Source organism: Streptomyces sp. NBC_00285, assembly GCF_036174265.1.
Classification (GTDB): domain Bacteria; phylum Actinomycetota; class Actinomycetes; order Streptomycetales; family Streptomycetaceae; genus Streptomyces.
Genome location: NZ_CP108055.1, coordinates 6,902,961 through 6,922,040 on the forward strand (window position 1 = coordinate 6,902,961; position 19,080 = coordinate 6,922,040).

The 19,080-nt window shown below is 67.0% G+C and carries 24 protein-coding genes; 18 read left to right on the forward strand and 6 right to left on the reverse strand.

Going from position 1 to position 19,080, the window contains the following annotated elements; genetic code table 11:
* From OHT57_RS32075 to OHT57_RS32120, 10 genes are all read left to right on the forward strand, one after another.
* Complete coding sequence (locus tag OHT57_RS32075; RefSeq protein WP_328750193.1) at positions 1-366, forward strand: TadE/TadG family type IV pilus assembly protein; 366 nt, start codon at positions 1-3, stop codon at positions 364-366.
* A 14-nt stretch (positions 367-380) separates the two neighbouring features.
* Positions 381-1,718 (forward strand): CpaF family protein, encoded by a 1,338-nt coding sequence (locus OHT57_RS32080; RefSeq protein WP_328750194.1) that lies wholly within the window; start codon positions 381-383, stop codon positions 1,716-1,718.
* 11 nt (positions 1,719-1,729) lie between these two features.
* A complete protein-coding gene (locus OHT57_RS32085; protein WP_328750195.1) occupies positions 1,730-2,674 on the forward strand; it encodes a type II secretion system F family protein in 945 nt (314 codons plus the stop codon).
* Positions 2,675-2,684: 10 nt separating this feature from the next.
* On the forward strand, positions 2,685-3,575 hold the full coding sequence (locus OHT57_RS32090) for a DUF5936 domain-containing protein (RefSeq protein ID WP_328750196.1): 891 nt from the start codon (positions 2,685-2,687) through the stop codon (positions 3,573-3,575).
* A gap of 380 nt (positions 3,576-3,955) precedes the next feature.
* Positions 3,956-5,158: a sensor histidine kinase gene (locus OHT57_RS32095; RefSeq protein ID WP_328753391.1), complete on the forward strand. Its 1,203-nt coding sequence runs from the start codon at positions 3,956-3,958 to the stop codon at positions 5,156-5,158.
* Positions 5,159-5,171: 13 nt separating this feature from the next.
* Positions 5,172-5,978 (forward strand): response regulator transcription factor, encoded by an 807-nt coding sequence (locus tag OHT57_RS32100; protein WP_328750197.1) that lies wholly within the window; start codon positions 5,172-5,174, stop codon positions 5,976-5,978.
* Between the two features lie 115 nt (positions 5,979-6,093).
* On the forward strand, positions 6,094-6,255 hold the full coding sequence (locus OHT57_RS32105) for a Flp family type IVb pilin (RefSeq protein WP_328750198.1): 162 nt from the start codon (positions 6,094-6,096) through the stop codon (positions 6,253-6,255).
* Positions 6,255-6,854, forward strand: a complete 600-nt coding sequence (locus OHT57_RS32110) for a pilus assembly protein TadG-related protein (protein WP_443053638.1) — start codon at positions 6,255-6,257, stop codon at positions 6,852-6,854. The genes OHT57_RS32105 and OHT57_RS32110 overlap by 1 nt, the downstream gene beginning before the upstream one ends.
* A gap of 34 nt (positions 6,855-6,888) precedes the next feature.
* Complete coding sequence (locus OHT57_RS32115; RefSeq protein ID WP_328750200.1) at positions 6,889-7,473, forward strand: hypothetical protein; 585 nt, start codon at positions 6,889-6,891, stop codon at positions 7,471-7,473.
* An 8-nt stretch (positions 7,474-7,481) separates the two neighbouring features.
* On the forward strand, positions 7,482-8,108 hold the full coding sequence (locus OHT57_RS32120) for an OmpA family protein (RefSeq protein ID WP_328750201.1): 627 nt from the start codon (positions 7,482-7,484) through the stop codon (positions 8,106-8,108).
* A gap of 74 nt (positions 8,109-8,182) precedes the next feature.
* Here the strand turns inward: OHT57_RS32120 and OHT57_RS32125 are convergent, their stop codons facing one another.
* Complete coding sequence (locus OHT57_RS32125) at positions 8,183-8,746, reverse strand: dihydrofolate reductase family protein (protein WP_328750202.1); 564 nt, start codon at positions 8,744-8,746, stop codon at positions 8,183-8,185.
* A gap of 147 nt (positions 8,747-8,893) precedes the next feature.
* Between OHT57_RS32125 and OHT57_RS32130 the strand changes: the two genes are divergently transcribed.
* The 3 genes from OHT57_RS32130 to OHT57_RS32140 all read left to right on the forward strand — a co-directional run bounded on the left by OHT57_RS32130 (position 8,894) and on the right by OHT57_RS32140 (position 10,314).
* The gene (locus OHT57_RS32130; RefSeq protein ID WP_328750203.1) at positions 8,894-9,526 is read left to right on the forward strand and encodes a DUF2461 family protein; all 633 of its coding nucleotides are present in this window, start codon (positions 8,894-8,896) and stop codon (positions 9,524-9,526) included.
* 117 nt (positions 9,527-9,643) lie between these two features.
* Positions 9,644-9,925 carry an Arc family DNA-binding protein gene (locus OHT57_RS32135; RefSeq protein ID WP_328750204.1) on the forward strand — a complete coding sequence of 94 codons (282 nt, stop codon included), beginning with the start codon at positions 9,644-9,646 and terminating at the stop codon, positions 9,923-9,925.
* Entirely contained in the window at positions 9,922-10,314 is a 393-nt protein-coding gene (locus OHT57_RS32140; protein ID WP_328750205.1) for a hypothetical protein, read from the forward strand. Before OHT57_RS32135 ends, OHT57_RS32140 begins: the two co-directional genes overlap by 4 nt.
* A 369-nt stretch (positions 10,315-10,683) precedes the next feature.
* Here OHT57_RS32140 and OHT57_RS32145 read toward each other — a convergent pair whose 3' ends face one another.
* Positions 10,684-11,010: a GntR family transcriptional regulator gene (locus OHT57_RS32145; RefSeq protein WP_443053507.1), complete on the reverse strand. Its 327-nt coding sequence runs from the start codon at positions 11,008-11,010 to the stop codon at positions 10,684-10,686.
* Positions 11,011-11,132: 122 nt separating this feature from the next.
* On the opposite strand from OHT57_RS32145, the gene OHT57_RS32150 reads away from it, so the two are divergent.
* The 5 genes from OHT57_RS32150 (at position 11,133) to OHT57_RS32170 (ending at position 15,210) form a co-directional block, all read left to right on the forward strand.
* Positions 11,133-11,492, forward strand: coding sequence for a hypothetical protein (locus OHT57_RS32150; RefSeq protein ID WP_328750206.1), 360 nt, complete (start codon positions 11,133-11,135; stop codon positions 11,490-11,492).
* A gap of 881 nt (positions 11,493-12,373) precedes the next feature.
* Positions 12,374-12,712: a hypothetical protein gene (locus OHT57_RS32155; RefSeq protein ID WP_328750207.1), complete on the forward strand. Its 339-nt coding sequence runs from the start codon at positions 12,374-12,376 to the stop codon at positions 12,710-12,712.
* 75 nt (positions 12,713-12,787) lie between these two features.
* Positions 12,788-14,083, forward strand: a complete 1,296-nt coding sequence (locus OHT57_RS32160; RefSeq protein ID WP_328750208.1) for a hypothetical protein — start codon at positions 12,788-12,790, stop codon at positions 14,081-14,083.
* A 74-nt stretch (positions 14,084-14,157) separates the two neighbouring features.
* On the forward strand, positions 14,158-14,655 hold the full coding sequence (locus OHT57_RS32165) for a hypothetical protein (RefSeq protein WP_328750209.1): 498 nt from the start codon (positions 14,158-14,160) through the stop codon (positions 14,653-14,655).
* A gap of 48 nt (positions 14,656-14,703) precedes the next feature.
* Positions 14,704-15,210, forward strand: coding sequence for a hypothetical protein (locus OHT57_RS32170; protein WP_328750210.1), 507 nt, complete (start codon positions 14,704-14,706; stop codon positions 15,208-15,210).
* A 53-nt stretch (positions 15,211-15,263) separates the two neighbouring features.
* Here OHT57_RS32170 and OHT57_RS32175 read toward each other — a convergent pair whose 3' ends face one another.
* The 4 genes from OHT57_RS32175 to OHT57_RS32190 all read right to left on the reverse strand — a co-directional run bounded on the left by OHT57_RS32175 (position 15,264) and on the right by OHT57_RS32190 (position 18,871).
* Complete coding sequence (locus tag OHT57_RS32175; RefSeq protein WP_328750211.1) at positions 15,264-15,608, reverse strand: DUF4333 domain-containing protein; 345 nt, start codon at positions 15,606-15,608, stop codon at positions 15,264-15,266.
* A gap of 87 nt (positions 15,609-15,695) precedes the next feature.
* On the reverse strand, positions 15,696-16,997 hold the full coding sequence (gene mycP, locus OHT57_RS32180; RefSeq protein ID WP_328750212.1) for a type VII secretion-associated serine protease mycosin: 1,302 nt from the start codon (positions 16,995-16,997) through the stop codon (positions 15,696-15,698).
* 86 nt (positions 16,998-17,083) lie between these two features.
* Complete coding sequence (locus tag OHT57_RS32185; protein ID WP_328750213.1) at positions 17,084-18,490, reverse strand: hypothetical protein; 1,407 nt, start codon at positions 18,488-18,490, stop codon at positions 17,084-17,086.
* A gap of 60 nt (positions 18,491-18,550) precedes the next feature.
* On the reverse strand, positions 18,551-18,871 hold the full coding sequence (locus tag OHT57_RS32190) for a hypothetical protein (protein ID WP_328750214.1): 321 nt from the start codon (positions 18,869-18,871) through the stop codon (positions 18,551-18,553).
* Positions 18,872-19,080 lie beyond the last annotated feature (209 nt).

Here is a 19,080-nt window from a genome sequence, read left to right on the forward strand (position 1 = left end):
ATGTCGTACTCCCGCTCCGGAGAGAGCCGAGAACACCGCGACCGCGGACAAGTGGCCCTGGAATACCTCGGCTTCATCCCGATCCTGATCCTCGTCGCCATGGCGGGCGTCCAGCTCGGGCTCATCGCCTACACCGCCCAGCAGGCCGGCACCGCGGCCAGAGCGGGGGCACGGGCTGCCTCGCTCGACCTGAGCGCGCAGGACGGCTGCGTGAACGCGATCAGCGACTGGCTGTCCGTCGACTGCGCCGAGGGCGGGGGCGGCGACTCGGTCACCGTCACCGCCACCGTCCAGATCCCGTCGATCGTCCCCGGCTGGAGCTTCGACCCCGCAGTCAAGACCGCCACCATGCCGCTCGACCACTGAACGAGGTACCTCTCATGAGCCTGCGGTCCCGCATCAACACCCCCGAGGAGAACGGTAGTCGGGGCGAGGACGGCCACCTGGTCTCCTCCTACCGGGCCAAGCTCCTGGAGGAGATCGACCTCGCGGAGATGAGCTCGCTGGCGGCGGCCGAGCGCCGGGCCCGCCTTGAGCGGGTGCTCGGGCACATCATCAGCCGTGAGGGACCGGTCCTGTCGACCGTCGAACGCTCGCAGCTGATCCGGCGGGTCGTCGACGAGGCACTCGGCCTGGGCATCCTGGAACCCCTGCTCGAAGACGCCTCCATCACCGAGATCATGGTCAACGGCCCTGACTCGATCTTCGTCGAACGCGGCGGCCGGGTCGAGCAGTTGCCGCTGCGCTTCCCCTCCCACGACCAGCTGATGCAGACCATCGAGCGAATAGTGTCGACGGTCAACCGGCGGGTGGACGAGACGAACCCGATGGTCGACGCGCGTCTCCCGTCAGGCGAGCGCGTGAACGTCATCATCCCGCCGCTCTCCCTGACCGGCGCCATCCTCACGATCCGCCGCTTCCCCCGCTCCTACACGCTCCAGGAACTCTCCGGCTTCGGCTCGCTCGACGAGCAGATGCTGTACCTGCTGGCCGGCCTGGTGCAGGCCCGCTTCAACATCATCGTCTCGGGCGCGACGGGCACCGGCAAGACGACCCTCCTCAACGCCCTCTCCGGTCTCATCCCCGACGGCGACCGGATCATCACCATCGAGGACTCCGCCGAACTCCAGCTCCAGCAACGGCACGTGGTCCGGCTGGAGTCGCGCCCGCCGAACGTGGAGGGGCAGGGCCAGATCACCATCCGCGACCTGGTCCGCAACTCGCTGCGCATGCGACCCGACCGGATCGTGGTCGGTGAGGTCCGCGGCGGTGAGTCCCTGGACATGCTCCAGGCGATGTCGACGGGCCACGACGGCTCCCTCGCCACGGTCCACGCCAACAGCGCGGAGGACGCGCTGATGCGCCTCAAGACCCTGGCGTCCATGTCGGAGGTGGAGATCCCCTTCGAGGCGCTGCACGACCAGATCAACAGCGCGATCGACGTGATCATCCAGCTCACCCGGTTCGCCGACGGCGTTCGCCGCATCACCGAGATCGCCCTGCTCGACAGCAGCGGCAGCGAGCCGTACCGCCTGGTGTCGGTGGCCCGCTTCCAGGCCCAGCCGATGGCCGCGGACGGCCGGATCTACGGCCGGTTCGAGTACTTCCCGCTCCCGCGCCGTACCGTCGACCGCCTCTACATGGCGAGCCAGCCCACCCCTCAGGCCTTCGGCGTGGCCCAGTCCGCGGCCGAGCTGTCCATCCGAGAAGCCAGGTAGGACGCACCCCCATGGACCTCCACGAACTCGTCGAGCTCACCGTCGGGATCACCCTGGTGACCTGCGTGCTGGCCGTCGCCGGCGTTCACGTCTACGCCAGGGGCCGGGCCCAGCGGGCCGCCCTGGTCGACCGACTGTCGGCCGCGGGCCAGGTGTCGTACACCGGCCGCCGGCGCCACTTCCGCGACCTGGACCGCCGACTGCGCCGCACCCGGCTCGGCAGGCAGCTGGAACTCCGGCTCGCGGCGACGGGCCTGGACGTGACACCGGCAGAGTTCTTCGTCGCGATGCTCGTCGCGGTGGCCGGCCTGTGGCTGATCGGCGAGCAGACACTGGCCCCCTTCTTCGGCCCGATCGCCGCGCTCGTGGGCATCTGGGCCGCGGTCCAGTTCCTCAACTGGCAGCGCCAGAAGCGCATCGAGAAGTTCATCAACCAACTCCCCGAACTGGCCCGCATCCTGGCCAACGCCACGCACGCGGGCCTCGCCCTGCGTACCGCGATCGGCATGGCGGCGGAAGAGCTGGAGGCACCGGCCGGAGAGGAACTGTCCAAGGTGGCGAACCAGTTGGCGGTGGGCGTGTCCCTGGACGACGCGCTCGACGAGATGGCGAAACGGCTCCCGTCCCGGGAGCTGGTGGTCCTGGTGACGACCCTGGTGCTGTCCAACCGGGCGGGCGGCCAGGTCGTCAGCGCGCTGCGCAACCTGACCGAGACCCTGGAGGAGCGCAAGGAGACGCGGCGCGAGGTCCGCACCCAGCTCTCCCAGGTCAGCATGACGTCGTACGCGGTCCCGGTCCTGGGCATCGGCTCGCTGTTCCTGATGAACGGCGTGAAGAGCGGCGCGCTGGAACGCATGACGGGCTCACCGCTGGGCCAGGCCGCGGTGATCATCGCGTTCGGCCTGTACGCGGTCGGATTCATACTGATCCGCCGCCTGTCCCGGATCGACGTCTGAGGGGGCGGCCATGATCGGAATCGGACTGGCCCTGTTGATGGCCGTGAGCGTGTGGGGCGTCTTCGCCGGCATCCGCATGTACCGCGCGGAGGCGAAACTGCCCAGCGACCTGCAGCTGGCCCTGGAGGTGGGCTCGACCCGCACCGGCGCGGTCGACTCGCTGATCGACCGCATGGGCATGCGGTACGCCCCGGCCGTTCTGCGCCTGATGGGCCCCAAGCAGGTCGCCAGGTACCGCCGCAAGATCGACCTGGCGGGCAACCCCGGCGGCCTGACCATCAACCGCTACGCGGCCCGCAGGGCGGTGTACGGCTTCCTCGGCACCCTGGGTTTCCTGGTCTTCCTCCTGCGCGGCCAGATCCTGGTGGCCCTGCTCCTGCTGGCCTTCGGGGCGTTCTGGACGGAGGTCGGCATCTGGTCGGCGATCCGGCTGCGCAAGGACGTCATCGAGCGCACGCTCCCCGACTTCCTGGACGTGCTGGCAGTGGTGGTGAGCGCGGGCCTCGGCTTCCGCCAGGCGCTGGACCGCGTCGCCTCGAAGTACGAGGGCCCCTGGGCCGACGAACTGCACATCACGCTCCGCCAGATGGACCTCGGCATGAGCCGCCGCCAGGCCTTCGCGGAACTGCGTCGCCGCAACGACTCCGAACAGGTGGCGATGTTCGTGACAGCACTCCAACAGGGCGAGGAACTGGGCGCGCCCATCGTGGACACCCTGGTCTCCCTGGCCAAGGACATGCGCCGCACGGACGCCCAGAACGCCCGCCGCAAGGCCGCTCGCGCCGTCCCCAAGGCCACCATGATGATCACCACGTTCATGGTCCCGGCCACGATGCTCCTGCTGGCCGCGGGGCTGCTGCTCGGCTCGGGCACCGACTTCGGCACGATCACGGGGAAGTAGGGGACCGGGCGATGTCGATGACGAGTGCGCGGAGAGCCGCGGGGCGCCGGCAGGGCGTTGTGGAGTCGAGGGGGCGGCTTGCGAGAGCGCGCGGGCCGCGGGATGTGCCCGCTCACGAGGCTCACGAGGCCGGCGGCGATGCGGGGCCCGCGGAGTGGCCACCGGCGCCCGATGTTCACGAGGCCGGCGGCGATGCCGGGCTCGCGCAGCGGCCACCGGCGCCCGACGCTCACGAGGCCGGCGACGACACCCGGCTCGCGCAGCGGCCACCCGCGCCCGACGGCGAAACCCGTACGGAGGGTGCGGGCGGGACATCGGCCCCCGCGCACCCCCACCCCGGCCCGCCCGCACTGGACATCCAGGTCAATGCCCTCCAGGCGATGTGCCGCCAGGTCTTCGGCTTCCGCCTCGCGATGATCGCCCTGGCCGCCCCCGCCGCCCTCCTCAACGCCAACCCGGGCCTCGGCACCCGCCTGGTCGGCGCCGCGGTCGTCGTCACGTTCATGGTGTCGTACGCCCTCTTCAGGGACTGGGAACGCTTCGGTCCCCTGCTCCTGCGCCACCCCACCCTCCTTGCCGCGGACACCCTCTTCGGCAGCCTCCTGCTGATCTCCGCGGGCCCCGACACCACGCTCGCCTACGTCAGCGTCTGCACCCCCCTCCTCGCCGGCATCGCCTACAGCTGGCGAGGCGCCGCGGTGTTCGCCTCCCTGCAGTCCCTGATCCTGCTGCTGGCCCAGGCCACCCTGCCGCACACCCACACCACCGCCGCCGACATGCTCCTGCTCCCCGGCTTCTGTGTGATCACCGGCGCGGTCGGCTCGACCCTCCGTAACCTCCTGCTCCGTTTCGGTACGGCGACCCAGGCACTCACCGCGATGAGGGCCCGCCTGGCCGTGACGGAGGCGATCAGCGAGGAACGGGCCCGCCTGGCCAGGGAGATGCACGACTCGGTGGCGAAGACGCTCCACGGCGTGGCGCTGGCGGCGGAGGGCCTGGCAGCCTCGGCGGCGGCCCGCACCCCCGACCCGGCCCTGCTCAAGCAGCAGGCGGAACTGGTGGCCAGGGCGGCCCGCAGAGCCGTGACGGAATCCCGCGAACTCGTCACCGACCTGCGCAGCAACCCGGACCCGGCCCCCACCACCGACGTACTTGAGGAACTGGCCACCCGGACAAGGGACTTCAGCTCCCGCACCGGTCTACGGTCGACCTACCGGGCCCCCGCACACCCCCTTGCTGTCCCCCACGGGGTGGCCCGCCAACTCCTCACCATCACCGAGGAGGCGATGGAGAACGCCCACCGTCACGCCCGGGCCACGCACATCGACGTGACCGCGGACGTCGACCCCGACCACCACGTGCTTCGCATCAGCGTCCACGACGACGGCCGCGGCCTCCCCCCGGGCACCACGCTCGACGAACTCCGCCGGTCCGGCCACTTCGGCCTGGTCGGCATGGTGGAACGCGCCGAGTCGGTGGGCGCACGCATCCACATCGGCGAAGGCGCCGGGTCAGGAGGCACGGAAGTCCTCGTGGAACTCCCCCTGGCACCCCCGACACCCCCCTCACCGCTCCCCCTATGAGAGGAGGCCACGCATGCCGAACGACCCCGCACCCCCCACCCCCCGACCGTTCGCGCTCTTCCCGACGGCGCCGCAACCCACCCCCGTCCGGATCGTCGTAGCCGACGACAACCCGGTCGTCCGAGCGGGCCTCACCGCGCTCCTCTCGGGCCGCGAGGACATCACCGTCGTAGCGCAGGCGGCGGACGGCCGCGAGGCGTACGAGGCCGCGCACCGGCACCGCCCCGACGTGATCCTCCTGGACGTCCGGATGCCGGGCGTGGACGGAATCTCGGCGCTCCCGTACCTGGTGCCGATCGCCCCGGTGCTGATGCTGACGTACAGCGGCGAGCCGGAGATCGTCCAGGAGGCCCTGCGCAGGGGAGCCCACGGTTACCTGGTCCACGGCGAGTTCACGACGGACCAGCTGGTGGTGGCCGTACGGGACACCGTGCAGGGCCGCACCCACCTGACCCCCACGGCCGCCGGCGCGGTGCTGACCCAGCTACGGGAGTCAAGTGCGACTGCACACGAGGCCGCGGAACTCCCAACTGCCGTCTCCACAATTTCCCCGCAAACCCTTTCGCGATTGCAACCAGTTGTGGGACAGTCCTTGTTGGACCGGTCGCGTTCCCAACTCAGCGCGAGGGAGGCGGAGATCATGGACCTCATCGCATCCGGCATGAACAACCAGCAGATCGCCGCCGCCTGCTTCATCAGCGAGAAGACGGTCAAGAACCACATCAACCGCATCTTCGCCAAGCTCCACAGCACGAGCCGCTCCGAGGCCGCCGCGAAGTGGCTGGGCACGGCGCCCGGTTCGAGCCGGGGAGTGGGGTGACCCATGAGGATGCCGACTTGGGCCCACATTTGGGCCCAGGGACCCTCCGCCGAACCGCCCACTCCGGCCTACGTTCCGGAGGTCGACAGCGACGACGCCGAAGGGGCCCATCATCATGAACAACCGGTTCAACGACGACGAGGGCCAGACCGCGGTCGAGTACCTGGGCATCATCGCGGTGGTGGTGGCGATCGTGCTGGCGATCACGGGGACGGACATCGGGAACACGATCTACACCGCGATCGTGGACAAGGTCAACGAAGTCATCAGCGGCTGATCGGACCTCGTAGCCACGATGACGCAGGGCAGGCTTTCCCCATCTACATCATGGTGGTGGCGGGCCTGCTCTTTCTCGCGTTCGCCTACCTCGCGGTAGGCCAGGCCGCGGCGAATCGGAACGGCGCCCAGACGGCGGCCGACGCGGCGGCGCTGGCGGCGGCCCTGGACACACGAGACAAGCTCACCGACGAGTGGGTGCAGAACGTACTCGATCCCACCAAGTGGAAGGACATCTTCAACGGCGTGGGAACGGTCTTCGACGGCTGCGCGCGGGCGTCTCAACTTGCGGCACAGAACGACGCCACCGTGTTGTCCTGTGGGGCGACACAGGGGTTGTACCCGGGCTACGCGGTGGACGCGAAGACGAACAAGGCCATCGGTGATTCCATTGTTCCCGGCGTGGAGGGCAAGCAGTCGATCCAATCCGCCACCGCCGTCATCGAGCCTGCCTGTGAGTTCAAGCTTCCCGGCGCGGACGCGGACGCGGACGTGCTGCCGGAGCTCACTTGCGAGGACGGCAACTGGACTCTGGACCCGAGCGACCTCACGGACCTCCCAGGACCCGAGGACCTCTTCGACGTCCATCTTGCCGACTGACAAGCGAACGACGACTGACGAAGGAAGCGGAGTAATGAGCATTCGGTTCACGGCGAAGGCCCGCAGGGGGATGGTCGCGTTGACGATCGCGGCCGGTCTGGCCGTCGGCGTGGCCGGCTGCGGCGGTGGCGGTGGGGACGACGACAAGAAGCCCGAGACCTCGGCATCCGCTTCCCGCACGGGTGGATCCGACCCAAGTACTCAGGAAGGCGAGTCCGACGAGCCGATCGCGGAGCTGAAGGGTTCGAGCGGGCTGCTGCTGCAGATCACCTCGGCCACTCGCGATGCGGGGGGCTTTGTCACGGTGAACGGCACGCTGAAGAACGACGGATCCGAGCGCATCACCGTTCCCCCCGCAGTGCGCGGAGACGAGACGGAGATCCTGCGGCACGGCATGTCGCTCGGTGGTGCCACGCTGGTGGACGCCAAGTCGAAGAAGCGCTATTACGTGCTGCGCGACACGGACGGCCGACCACTGACGACGACAGGCTTCTCCTCGCTCAAAGCCGGCGAGTCCTTGGCCGTCTTCATCCAGTTTCCCGCCCCTCCGACCAGCACGACCGACGTGACCTTCCAACTCCCCACCTTCGCCTCCGCCACCATCCAGATCTCCGGGTGACGCGACCCATGACCACCCACACGCCACCGCGCCTCGCCCTGGTCATGACCCTCGCCTCGGTCATGGCGGCCCTGACTCTCACCGCCCCTGCCCATGCCGACGACGACCCCAGCGTCCCCCCGGGCACCGAACCCTCCGCATCCGCCCCCGTCGAAGTCGACCCCAACGACCCGGACCTGAAGCTCCCGGAGGGCGCCACCCTCGCCGAACCGAAGGTCCTGGACATCAAGCAGGTCGTCGAGGACCAGAGCGGAGACGAGCGCCGCGAGGACACCAACGCGGACGTGAAGTTCGCCCTCCAGGCGGAGGTCCTGTTCGGCAAGGACAGCTCGAAGCTGAACGGTGAGGCCAAGGCCCGTATCTCCGCCATCGCCTCGGAGATCAAGAACCAGAAGGCGACCCAGATCCGCGTCTTCGGCTTCACCGACAACCTCGGCTCCGCGGCCCACGGCGACGTCCTGTCGAAACAGCGCGCCAACGCCGTACAGGACGTCCTGGACCAGGAACTGAACGACCCGAACATCACCTTCGAGGTACGCGGCTACGGCGAGCAGTACCCGATCGCCTCCAACGCGACAGAGGCGAGCCGCAAGAAGAACCGGCGGGTCGAGGTGTCCTTCCCTCGGGGAGACTGACCCACGGCGCTCGAGAACACGGCCGGCCCTCCACCCCAGTGGCGTGGCGGCGTTCACGCTCGCGTGACGGGTACTCAGCGCCTCGTCTCGTACCTGGTCAGGATCACGCCGCCGGGAAGCGTCCGCGTCTCCACCAGGTTCAGGTTCACCCAGCTGTCCAGCGCGGTGAAGAACGATGTGCCGCCGCCCACCACGACCGGTGCGGTGGCCAGCACGTACTCGTCGATCAGCCCGGCCCGCATGGCCGCCCCGGCGAGCGTCGCGCCGCCGATGTCCATCGGGCCGCCGTCCTCGGCCTTGAGCCGGGTGATCTCGGCGACCGCGTCACCGGTGACCAGGCGGGTGTTCCAGTCGACCTTGTCGACCGTCGAGGAGAACACCACCTTCGGCATGTCCCGCCAGCGGCGCGCGAACTCGATCTCCGCCGGGGTGGCGCCCGGCTGCTGGTCGCCGGTCGGCCAGTAGGAGCTCATCGTCTGCCACAACTTGCGCCCGTACAGCGTCAGATCGGTCGCCTGCAACTGATCCGACCAGAACTGGAACAGCTCGTCGCTCGGCACGCTCCAGCCGATGTCGTCGCCGGGAGCGGCGATGTAGCCGTCCAAGGACACGTTCATGCCGTAGATCAGTTTCCGCATGGCATCAGCCTTCCGTGAGCCGGTCTCACACGTACAGACCGGCGTAGCACGGGAAACTCATCGGTGCGCGATCCGAGCTCGCAGGTAGTCCTAGTGCTGCCCGTCCCACTCTCCGTGCCCGTCTCATGGTTGAGCTATCCTCCGCGCATGCGCGGACAGTTCACCGGCTGGCCGGAGCAGGCCATGGACGTCTTGTGGCAGCTCCAGGGCGAACCGAACCAAGCGATCCGCGAGCGCTACCGAGCGGACCGCGAACGGCTGGTCCGGCAGCCGATGATCGCCCTGCTCAACGACGTCGCGGACACCGATCCCCGGTACGAGGACTTCTCCGTCTGGCACTACCGCACAAACTCCTGGTGGTGGCAGAACCAGGGCGGGGTGATCCGGCTCGGCCGCAAGATCGAGATCGGTCTCCGGTTCTCCCTGGACGGCCTGCGGATCCAGGGCGCCTGGTGGTACCCCGATCCCGGCCAGGTGGACATGTTCCGCAAAGCCGTGGCGTCCGAGGGGAGCGGCCGCGAACTGTCCGCCATCGTCGAGGACGTGCGAAAGAAGGGCTACGACATCTCCGGGGACGTGATGAAGCGCCCTCCGCGCGGCTATCCGACCGACCACTCCCGTACGAACCTGCTGCGCCACCGTTCGCTGATCGCCGCCCGCTCCCTTGGCTGCGAGGATTGGCTGCACACCCCCGAAGCGGTCGCCCAGGTCCTCTCGGCCGCCGCCGACCTGGACACCCTGCTGATGTGGCTGGTCCGCCATGTGAAGAGCGCCGCCTGACATCACGAGACACCGAGAGACGGCGCAGGCCACGCCTCCGCGTAGGCAACGAAGCGGGAGGCTCTGTGCAGGTCTCCCGGGATGCCCTTCCGTGTATACGTGACGTATACTGAAGTCATGTCCGACGTCATGATCCGCGTGCCTGCCGAAGTCCGTGACCAACTCGCCGCAGTGGCGGAGGCACGTGGGACCAGCCTTCGTGCCCTCATGCAGGAGATAGCGGCTCAGACGCTGACCCCGGAGCAGATCAAGGAGCGGGCGGATCGGACCCGTGCCGTTCTCGCCGAGCGGTTCGGTCATTACGTGACGGACGAGGAATCCGCGGAGATGCGGCGCAGGATGCGGGAAGCCACCGCCGCGTACCGGGCTGCTCTTGCCGAGGCGGAGTCGCCGCGTTGAACCAGATCGAGCACTTCGTCCTCGACAGCTCCACGCTGCTGGCGATGGGCGGCAATAAACAGGTCTCCGGCCTCATCCATGGTGCGGCATCCAGCGATGACGTGCGCCTGTGGGTACCCGTCCTATGCCTCGTGGAGGCTGAGCGCGAGCGGGCAGGGATCGTGGCCCACGTGGGCGTGTTGCTGGACGTGTTCCGCGTCATCGACGACGACTACGCGCTGGCCGTGACGGTGGCCGAACTGGTCCGCGACGGCGTCACCCTCGGCGTCGCAGCCGCAGCGCATATGGCACGACCGAACGCGATGCTGCCTGAAGGGGCACTGGTGGCCACGGTCGTGCCGGAGGCCTACGCAGGGCTCGGAGTCGGGATCATGGACCTGAACCGCTGATCTGCTACGACGAGTTCATCCGCGAGTTCAAGGGAACTGTGCACCGCCCCCTTGAGGTGATCGCGGAGGGCGTCAGATTCGTCCCGCGATCGAGCTGGGCCAGCTGGTGCGTGACTGGCGCACAGCCCTGGGGCTGACTCAGACTGCGTTGGGTGAGTATCGGGGTGTGGTCGTGAACGAAGTCGAGGCCGTCCCTGGGCGGCCTCCTTCTCGTGGCCGCGGACCTGCTGGTCAGACTGTCTACCGCGGCCGACGTCGCGGTGGACCTGCGCACAGCCTCCGGCGGTCACAACAGGGTGGTGTTCGACGACCACGCGGCCTGATGTGGTCGGGGTTGCCATAACCGCGACCCTGCCCGGCAGTGAATCGTCAGCTGTCGGTCTCGTCGTCGACACTGGCATCCCCAGCCGCTTGGGGCACCGGGTCGGCGACGAAGGTGCCGCGGCCGTGGACAGTCTCGATGAGTCCTCGGTCGCGCAGGACCTGGGCGGCTCGCCGAACAGTGAGGTAGGCGACGCCGTACTCCTGTGCGAGATCACGCTCAGCCGGCAGGCGCGCTCCTGGATGTAGCTTCCCGGCTCGAATCCGCGCCTCGATGTGGTCGGCTACAGCAACGTAGATGAGCTGGGCCCCCTGCGGGGCGAAGTCGGGTACCTCACTACGGTCACTCACAAGGGCAACGTAGGTCGATGTCAAGCTACGCGAATCTCCAGAGAGCTATACATAGCTCTACATGGCTTAGTAAGGTCATGAACAGACGAGACCCCGGCGGCCGCGCGAACGGCCCCGGGGCATGGCCACCAGCCTCTGAGGAGCTGATGACAGTGAGCATTATCCATGCGCTGTTGCGCTGGATCCTGGACGTGTGTGCACCAGGCACCGGTAACCGGAGGGCAGGTGCGCACCCCGTCGTACCGGTTCCCGTCGAGGATCCGGAGATGCCGGGCCCGGTAACGGTGCGGCTGCCCGCCCACCGTTCTCCGTACGGGTTGTTCGCGCCGCTGGACGGCCGTGCGGCGGCCTCCGTACGGCCGTACGTGACCGCGGCGGAGTGGACCTGCCGGGTGCAGGAGCGCGAGCGGGCGCGACAGGCGCGACGTCGTGTGGCACTGGTCCTTGCGGCCGACTTCGGCATCGACCTCGACCGCCATGTCATCGGCGCGGAAGGAGCGGCGTGATGGGAGCGCAGAGTGAGCCGTGCGGCGCTGAAAGGGCTGTGGCGCAGGGTGCGGGGCACCCGGACGATGCCGGGAAGTCCGGAGCGGGTCCGTCACTGTCCCGCGGACGACAGAGCAGGCCGGAGTCGGCCCCACCACAGGACCCGACGCCGACGACTGAACCGCGAGCGCGGATTCGCAGGCCGGTACGGATGTGTGTGCGCTGCCATGTGACCACCGAGACCCCGGCCGTGGTGGCCGTCGTGCACCAGAATTCGGGACCGGGCTTTGTCGTGTACGCGTGCCAGGCGTGCACCGTGCACTTTTCGCCGCAGCCAGATGACCTCACCGCCCTGCGAACAATCCGTGGGCGGGCCAAGGACAAGCGGTGAGCACGCGAGTTGTCGCCGGAGTGCACACCGGCCGCCCGTCGCCCCGGATACGAGGACGTGCACGCCGGGCCACCAGCAACGGGACATCCCGATGCCATACGGCCAGGGCCTGTTGCTGGCGCGTGCATGCGGTTGTGACTGCCGCCGTCCGACGGTAGAAGGAGCGTGGTCAGAGTCGGAACACCACCCGAGCCGGGTAGTCGACGTCTGATATCACGCATCCGCTGCTTGGACCGGTCCGGGCAGGGCATCGGCCCGGACCGGTTCTGCGCTCAGGGTGCCGATTCCGCCGTTTCGACGGAATCGGCATGTCCCTCGAACTGGCCGTGGTGCCCGGTGATCGCCGAAGGTGGCGGTCTCTGTCTGTGTCCTGAGAGCGGAATCAAGTCACATGCCCCCGGAAGGCCGCGCATCGCGATGATATTTTGCTTACGCATCGCTGATGAATTCGCTTCACGTATCTAAGACTTCCGCCGCACGAGGAGCGGGAGCGAGCATGGGGGACAGAACATGTCAGGCGGAACGGACATCGACGATCCGGCAGCCTTGAACCGCGCGGGCACCGGCGCGCGCGAGACGGCGAGTCAGACGCGTTCCGCCGGCGCGCATCCGGTGGACGAGACGCGGTCGGCGTCCCGTGACTTCGGCGGCGCCAACTGGGAAGGCGGGCTGGGCGGGGCGCTCAGCGGCCTCGCGGGCACCTGGTCGAGTCAGGTCTCCGCGCTCGCGGCCAAGTGCGACAGCCTCGCCGGTCAGTGCGGAGGATCGGGCTTGCTGTACCAGAACACCGAGGCAGCGAACACGCAGACGATGCGTTCCATGTCGGCCGGATCCTCGCCCTTCGGGTAGTTCGGCTTCGCCGCGTACCGCACTGCGGTCGCAGTCCGACGAGACACACCACGCCACGGGGGACTCACCACAGCCATGCCGACGTACGAGCAGCTGTACCACCTCAACCTCAGCAACCTCAGCGCGGCCGCTGACCGTTGGGAGGAGACGGTCGGCAAGTTCAAGGGCCTGCACACCACGTTCGGCGACGAGGTCGCCAAGCCCTTCAAGCAGGCTGGCTGGAGACAGCCCGTGCTGACCGCGGCCAAGGCGGACAACGACCTACGCGCCGCCCAGCAGGAGTTCGCGGATGCGCAGAAGGAAGCGGAAGGCATTGCCGGTGTCCTCACGACCCTGCACGCCGAGCTGAAGAAAGCCAAGGACGACCTCCACCAACTCGCCGACGTGGTGGCGCAGAAGCAGGACCTGCACGTCAGCGCCACCGGCGTGGTCACCCCGCGCAACGACGCCAACCAGCAGACCTGGGCTCACCACGACCCCGACGGCCAGGCCCTCATCCGCGAGCAGCAACAGGCCTGCGACGCCTTCGCCCGCCGTATCGAAGCCGTCCTGCAGCGCGCCGCCGACGCCGACGAGACCGCCTGCTGGGCCCTGCGCCGCGACCTCGGCAGCTACACCGACAACTTCAACTCGAAGGTCGTCACCTCTCTCGACGATGCCAGCGCCACTCGCGCGGCTGAGCTGAAGAAGCAAAACGCCAAGATGGAGACAGACGGGTGGGTCACTGAAGGCAGGGCGGAGGTCTCTGGCCTTGCGGCCGGAGTATCGGCGTCGGGGCCCAACACTGGGGATGGCTCGCTGGGGGAGAGCGAGGCTCATGCTGACCTTGGCCGTGCATCGGCTGAAGGGTCCCTCACCAACGGCTCGTTCCAGCTTGCCGGAGAAGCCGAGGCGTACGCCGGGGCCAAGGCGTCGGTAAGCGGCAGCGCCACTAATGAGGGCCTCCAGGGCCAGAGCGCAGCCTTCGCCGGAGGTGAGGCCTCGGCCAAGGGCAGCGCCTATCTCGGCCCGGTCGGTCTCTACGGACGAGCCGATGGCGTGGGTGGCGTAGAGGCAAGCAATACTGCAACTGCCAATCGCGAGGGCTTGGCTCTGGGGGGAGAGGCGTTCGCCGGGGCCAAGGGCAGCGCCTCAGGAGGTGCCGACATCGGCGGTATCGGAGCGGGCGCGACGGCTGAAGGCTGGGCCGGTATCGGGGCTGAGGGAGAAGCGACCCTCGGCAAGGCCGAAGACGGCAAGTGGAAGGTCACTACGCACACCGGTCTCGCCTTCGGACTCGGAGGGTCCGTGGGCTTTGAGTTCACCGTCGATCCGAAGAAGGTCGGAGACACCGTCGGTGATATCGCCGACGGGCTCGGCAGCCTGATCTGATGCAGGATTCCACGCCCGCTGCCGTAGGCGCACCAATACCCCGTAGCCGCCCACAGGAAAAGGGATAGACCGACATGGCCACGACGCTGCCCGTACCGATCGAGTTCGACCTGCCCGACGGCTGGCGTGCGGCGCCACCAGACGAGGTCGGCGCGCCAGGGGCAGCGTTCATTGCCCTGCATCCCCACCCACATGCCGGTTTCACTGCCAATATCACGATCGATGGTGAGTATCGCCCGGACTCGGCGCCGCTCCCCGAGATTGCTGACGGGTCGGTGGCACGGTTGCGTGAGACCGGTGCGTCGGTCGTCCTCACTGATCGACGCGAAATGGGCTCTACGGAGGCTCCTGGCCTCCTCCAGAGGCTGGCTGTCTCGACCACTGCGGGCGGCACGCTCCGCGACGTTGTCCAGACTCAGGTGTACCTGTCCCTGCTGGACATCGAGGAGCCGCAAAGCCGGGTAGTGATCCGCCTGGTGCTGACATCTGCCGTTGCCCAACACTCCATGGTTCTTGGAGACTTCGAGGACTTCGTGCGCACGGTTCGGCCGCGCACCGATAGCGCGTCGTAGCCTGGATCGACCTTGTACTGGCGACCTCCAGCCTCATATGTTGACGCCATGGGACTCTTCGACAAGCTGACCGGCACCAAACGCCCGGCCGATGGCATTGCTCCGCTGTCCGCCGATGAGGTGCGTGCCGCCTTGCTCGGGCTCAATAGCCCTGACGTTCCATACGTCATCCGAGACGGTCGCGAGGAGGGTGCGGACCTGGTGGCCGAGTGGCGTCTCCTGGAGCCGGCCTGGCGAACGTTCTTCCTTCGCAGTCAGCTGAGCCGAGTGTTCAAGGTTCATATGCGCCTCGTCGCGGAGAAGGCCGAGGTCCGTGCCCTTGATCAGCAATTCGAAGTCGAGTGGGTCGGCGATGTCCCTAGAATTTCACTCTCATCCGAGGCTCAGCGTGGTCAGGTGAAAACCATCTCGAAGCAATGGTCACTCAGCCGGGGCGAGGATGGCAATCGAGAAGAGACCTTCAGCTTTGACAGCGACGATCTGAAGAACCCGCTCCAAAGCGCTGTCTTGAAGTCCGGCTGGACCTGGCGTGGAGTCATCTCCGGGCGACTGTGACATCGGTCAACCGTAGCGGCGTGCCAGATGTAGCCCAGCAAAGTTCAGAACAATCACCTCGCAGGGGAAGCCGTGGCGTCGGCCTCGAAGTCGAAGTTGATCTGGTCTCCATCGACAGAGGTCACGGTGATGTTCACGCCCAACGTGCTTCCGTCGTTCGCCGTCAGCTTGCACCGCATGGTGGTGCCGACCTTGCCAACGAGGTCTTTTGGACAGTTGACGTCCGGCTTCGGCTGTCCCGTCGTGGAGGCGAGCTTTGTGGCCACCAGGGTGGATACCTTGTCCGCAGACATTTTCGGCTCGGACTTGTCAGAGTCGAGCGAGGCCGAGCAGCCTACGAGCAAGGTGCTTGCCGCTACGGTCGCGAGAATTGAATTTCCAACGATCAACCTGTTCATGGTTGTAGTGAACTCCTATTGCGTGATCAAAGAAAATGGCAGAAGAAATAAGGCCAGTTCTGGCTGCGTACCCGGTCTGGTCCGCTCCTACTGCGGTGGCCACTCGCCGTGGGGCGGCGTGGACTGCTGCTGATACGGGTTCTGTTGCGGCGATACGTGCTGCTGGTAAGGGTTCTGCTGCGTCTGGGCATATTGCGGATAGGTTGCCGGGCTGCCCGGGCCGCCGCTGTTGTTCCTGTTCCGCCTGGACCGTTTGACGATCAAGAGCGCGATCAAGCCGATCACGGCTAGGCCCACAACAACGATGACAGCCCAGATGACCGTCGCCTTCTGGTCGACCTGCGCCTGTTCTCCATCGGATGCACCAGGCGCAGCAGCGGCCGACTTCTCCTTCAAGGACTCCGGAACCGTGAGGGGGCCGTACTTCGAGCCGGCCGGGATGTTGTCCTTGAGAGCGGCGAGCGGCTGGATGATGCCGTAGCCGTAGCTCTTGTCAGGAACGGACAGACCCTTCTTGGAGTCGGGCAACGCTGCGGTCTTCACGAGGCGGTTGGCGATCTGGCCTGCTGTCAGGTCAGGGAACTTGGAGCGGAGTAGTGCCGCTGCAGCAGAGGTGAAGGCAGTTGCATCAGAAGTGCCAGTCCCGCTGACGTAGGCGTTTCCAATCCCTTTGGCGGAGACGATGTTAGTGCCAGGGGCTGCCAATGACACAAAATCTCCGGAATTCGACCCCTCCCAGATGAGTCCGTCATTCTTTACGGCACCGACGCCCAACGCGCCAGGCGAAGCGGCTGGGTAGCACTTACTGCCTTTGTCTGCTTCATTGCCTGCTCCGCCAACGACTAGGACGTCGTGGCTCAAGGCATAAGTAACAGCGTCCGAAACCTTGTCCAGCTCCTCCTGGGAGCTAGAATTAAAACACTGCGAGACATTGATAACGGACGCGTCGTGATCAACTGCATATCGAATGGATACGGAAAGTCCCGGCCCCTTGGTGCCAAAATCGCGGATTGGCAGAATTTTGGACTGCGGCGCCAAACCGATTACGCCGTCGTTTGTGCCGTGACCGTGCGCTGCGATGATGGCCGCCATTGCAGTGCCATGATCGTCACCGGCATCTGGGGTCGGACTCCCTCTATCCATGAAGTCTTTTCCTGCGAGGACATTTCCTTGAAGGTCAATGTGGTTAGCGTTTACGCCATCATCAATGACAGCGACTGTGATGCCGCTGCCCTTGGAAATCTTCCAGGCGGATTCAACGTTGAGCGCGTCCAAGGCCCATTGGTCTTCTCTGATCTGATCTGCGGCCGCAAGTGGAGCAGAGGAAAACAGTAGTGCCCCGGCCAATACGCCAGAGCCTACTGTGCGAAATACGCGGGTGTAGCTCATCCGTGTGTCCTCTCTGCGGTCAGTGCGGGGACACTATTGGCGATGAATCCCCGCACCTTCCTACCAACTGCGGCATGCCGTGCCGCTTACTCCTCGATGACTCGAGGTGCCACGTTACGCTGCGGCGTCCAGGTTTCTTCGTCTTCGACCAGGTAGTCGGGACGCTCGCTCTCGCGCTGTTCCTCTTCCTTCCGGCGACCGGTGCGCCCACCGGGGGCACCGGCGACGCCACCCTTTCGGACCGCGCTGGCTCCCTTACCTGCCGCACCACGGCTGTTGTGCAGGCCCGAACCGCCACTGGTGCCCCTACCGCCCGCACCCGCTCCCGCACCAGCCTTGGGCGTTCCGCCGACCACGCCGCCACTCTCGCGAGCCAAGCCTCCGGCACGTGCAGCACCGCCCCTGGCGCCACCTGTTCCAGCGAAACCGTCTACGCCCCCGGCGCGCCGCGCCGTACCACCAGCACCGGCGCGGCCGAGCATGCCGCGAGCTGCACCGGCTCCAGCCCCCCCGCCAATCGCACCACCTACGAAGCCGGAGCCGCCGACGCCGCTGCCACCAGCAGCTCCGCCGCCGACCATTCCGGTGCCGCCAATGGAGGATGCGCCAGTGTGACCAGTGGACATGCCATCAATCGCCGTGCCGACATTTCGCGCTGGTGCAGTCGCCTTGTGCGCACCACCGCTGATACCTGAAGGCGAAGCAACAGATTTCGACGAACTGATGCTGCTTGTCTGGCCAGTCCGTGCTGAACTCGACGACACACTCTTCGAGATTCGAGACGTGCGGGCAGTTGGCGTGGCGACGGGTGTGGGAGCAATGCCGCCAGGGTCGCCCGGATAGTCACCTTCTTCGCCGACGCTCGGCCGCTTGTTCCAACTGCCCATAGCCATGGCCTGCGAGTTGTAAGCCGCCCCCAGCGTCTCCATCTTGGAGGCCATCTTCAGCTGCGCCTCGCGCCCCGCCGACAGGTCGTCGTGGTTGTCGTCGAGGGCCTGCTGGGCGCTCTTCCCGGCCGCGATGTCCTTGTTCAGGCCGTCGTCGCTGCGCGTGAAGCCGTCGCCTGCGCTGTTGAGGAAGCTGGACACCGCGCCCGGCTTCTCCATCGCCATGACCTCGTCCTTGATGGGCGCCAGCGCGGCGCCGACGTTGGACATCGCGGTCGACGTGTGGCTGGCGTACTTCGCGGTGTTGGCGATGCTCTTGCTGACCTGCTTGGCCTTCGCGGCGAATCCGTCGGCGGCCGCGCCCGTCCAGTGCGCCTGGATGCGGGTGACCTCCTTCTCGAACTCGGCCTGGATTTCGGCCAGGTGCGCCGACAGACCGGACCAGCCCTGGGCGACGCCCGTCACGAGGTCCGGTCTGGCATTGCTGAGCATGGCCTTCATCTCGTCCATGTTCTTGCCGCCGATGAAGTTCGTCGTGTGCTTCGCGTTGAAGCACATGTTCATCTCGGTGTAGTCGTAGTTGATCTGACCGTCGCTGTCAGCCATGCCCCTGTGCCCCCTCGTTACCGCGCATCTCGGCCCGTACCCCGTCCCCGTCCATGACCCCTACTGTCCCGCGTTCGGGAAGCTCGCCTGGGTCTCGTAGTCGGTGTCCTGGTACGCCCCGTGCGTGTACTTCGCCTTCCGCCCGAACTCGTCCATGACGGTGTTGAGGTACCTCACCGCGTCCTCGATGTACGTCTTGATCTCGCTGTGCGCGCCGGCGAGTTTGTCCGCTTCGTCGAACCCGGTGCCGAGGGCGCCCGGCGGGAGGTAGGTGTTGGTCGCCGTGTCCGTGCCCGCCTTGCCGAGACCGCTCAGTACCTGGTTCAGCGCGGCGACGGTCTTTTCCAACTCGTCGAGATCGACGCGTACTTCTTCAGCCATGCCCAGCTCCCCGTTGATACCCGCACCAGCTCGCGCCGTCGGCGGCCGTGATATCGGCCGCCTTCATCAGACGCGTGCCCCGCGGCTGACCTCACCCCGTTCGCGGAACGCCATCACCGAACGACAGCTGGCGTATCCAATCCGGTGTAGTACCACTCTAGTTACGTCCGCTGACAGAGAGAACATCAGTCGAGGTCGATGGCGAGATC

Bases quoted from the DNA above. Each gene is read 5' to 3' on its own strand.
- OHT57_RS32160 (WP_328750208.1), top strand. From the start codon at position 12,788: ATGCCGACGTACGAGCAGCTGTACCACCTCAACCTCAGCAACCTCAGC.
- OHT57_RS32135 (WP_328750204.1), top strand. From the start codon at position 9,644: ATGTCCGACGTCATGATCCGCGTGCCTGCCGAAGTCCGTGACCAACTC.
- OHT57_RS32175 (WP_328750211.1), bottom strand. From the start codon at position 15,608: ATGAACAGGTTGATCGTTGGAAATTCAATTCTCGCGACCGTAGCGGCA.
- OHT57_RS32075 (WP_328750193.1), top strand. From the start codon at position 1: ATGTCGTACTCCCGCTCCGGAGAGAGCCGAGAACACCGCGACCGCGGA.
- OHT57_RS32100 (WP_328750197.1), top strand. From the start codon at position 5,172: ATGCCGAACGACCCCGCACCCCCCACCCCCCGACCGTTCGCGCTCTTC.
- OHT57_RS32185 (WP_328750213.1), bottom strand. From the start codon at position 18,490: ATGGCTGACAGCGACGGTCAGATCAACTACGACTACACCGAGATGAAC.
- OHT57_RS32170 (WP_328750210.1), top strand. From the start codon at position 14,704: ATGGGACTCTTCGACAAGCTGACCGGCACCAAACGCCCGGCCGATGGC.
- mycP (WP_328750212.1), bottom strand. From the start codon at position 16,997: ATGAGCTACACCCGCGTATTTCGCACAGTAGGCTCTGGCGTATTGGCC.
- OHT57_RS32120 (WP_328750201.1), top strand. From the start codon at position 7,482: ATGACCACCCACACGCCACCGCGCCTCGCCCTGGTCATGACCCTCGCC.
- OHT57_RS32085 (WP_328750195.1), top strand. From the start codon at position 1,730: ATGGACCTCCACGAACTCGTCGAGCTCACCGTCGGGATCACCCTGGTG.
- OHT57_RS32080 (WP_328750194.1), top strand. From the start codon at position 381: ATGAGCCTGCGGTCCCGCATCAACACCCCCGAGGAGAACGGTAGTCGG.
- OHT57_RS32115 (WP_328750200.1), top strand. From the start codon at position 6,889: ATGAGCATTCGGTTCACGGCGAAGGCCCGCAGGGGGATGGTCGCGTTG.
- OHT57_RS32130 (WP_328750203.1), top strand. From the start codon at position 8,894: ATGCGCGGACAGTTCACCGGCTGGCCGGAGCAGGCCATGGACGTCTTG.
- OHT57_RS32165 (WP_328750209.1), top strand. From the start codon at position 14,158: ATGGCCACGACGCTGCCCGTACCGATCGAGTTCGACCTGCCCGACGGC.
- OHT57_RS32125 (WP_328750202.1), bottom strand. From the start codon at position 8,746: ATGCGGAAACTGATCTACGGCATGAACGTGTCCTTGGACGGCTACATC.
- OHT57_RS32105 (WP_328750198.1), top strand. From the start codon at position 6,094: ATGAACAACCGGTTCAACGACGACGAGGGCCAGACCGCGGTCGAGTAC.
- OHT57_RS32095 (WP_328753391.1), top strand. From the start codon at position 3,956: ATGTGCCGCCAGGTCTTCGGCTTCCGCCTCGCGATGATCGCCCTGGCC.
- OHT57_RS32090 (WP_328750196.1), top strand. From the start codon at position 2,685: ATGATCGGAATCGGACTGGCCCTGTTGATGGCCGTGAGCGTGTGGGGC.
- OHT57_RS32150 (WP_328750206.1), top strand. From the start codon at position 11,133: ATGACAGTGAGCATTATCCATGCGCTGTTGCGCTGGATCCTGGACGTG.
- OHT57_RS32190 (WP_328750214.1), bottom strand. From the start codon at position 18,871: ATGGCTGAAGAAGTACGCGTCGATCTCGACGAGTTGGAAAAGACCGTC.
- OHT57_RS32155 (WP_328750207.1), top strand. From the start codon at position 12,374: ATGTCAGGCGGAACGGACATCGACGATCCGGCAGCCTTGAACCGCGCG.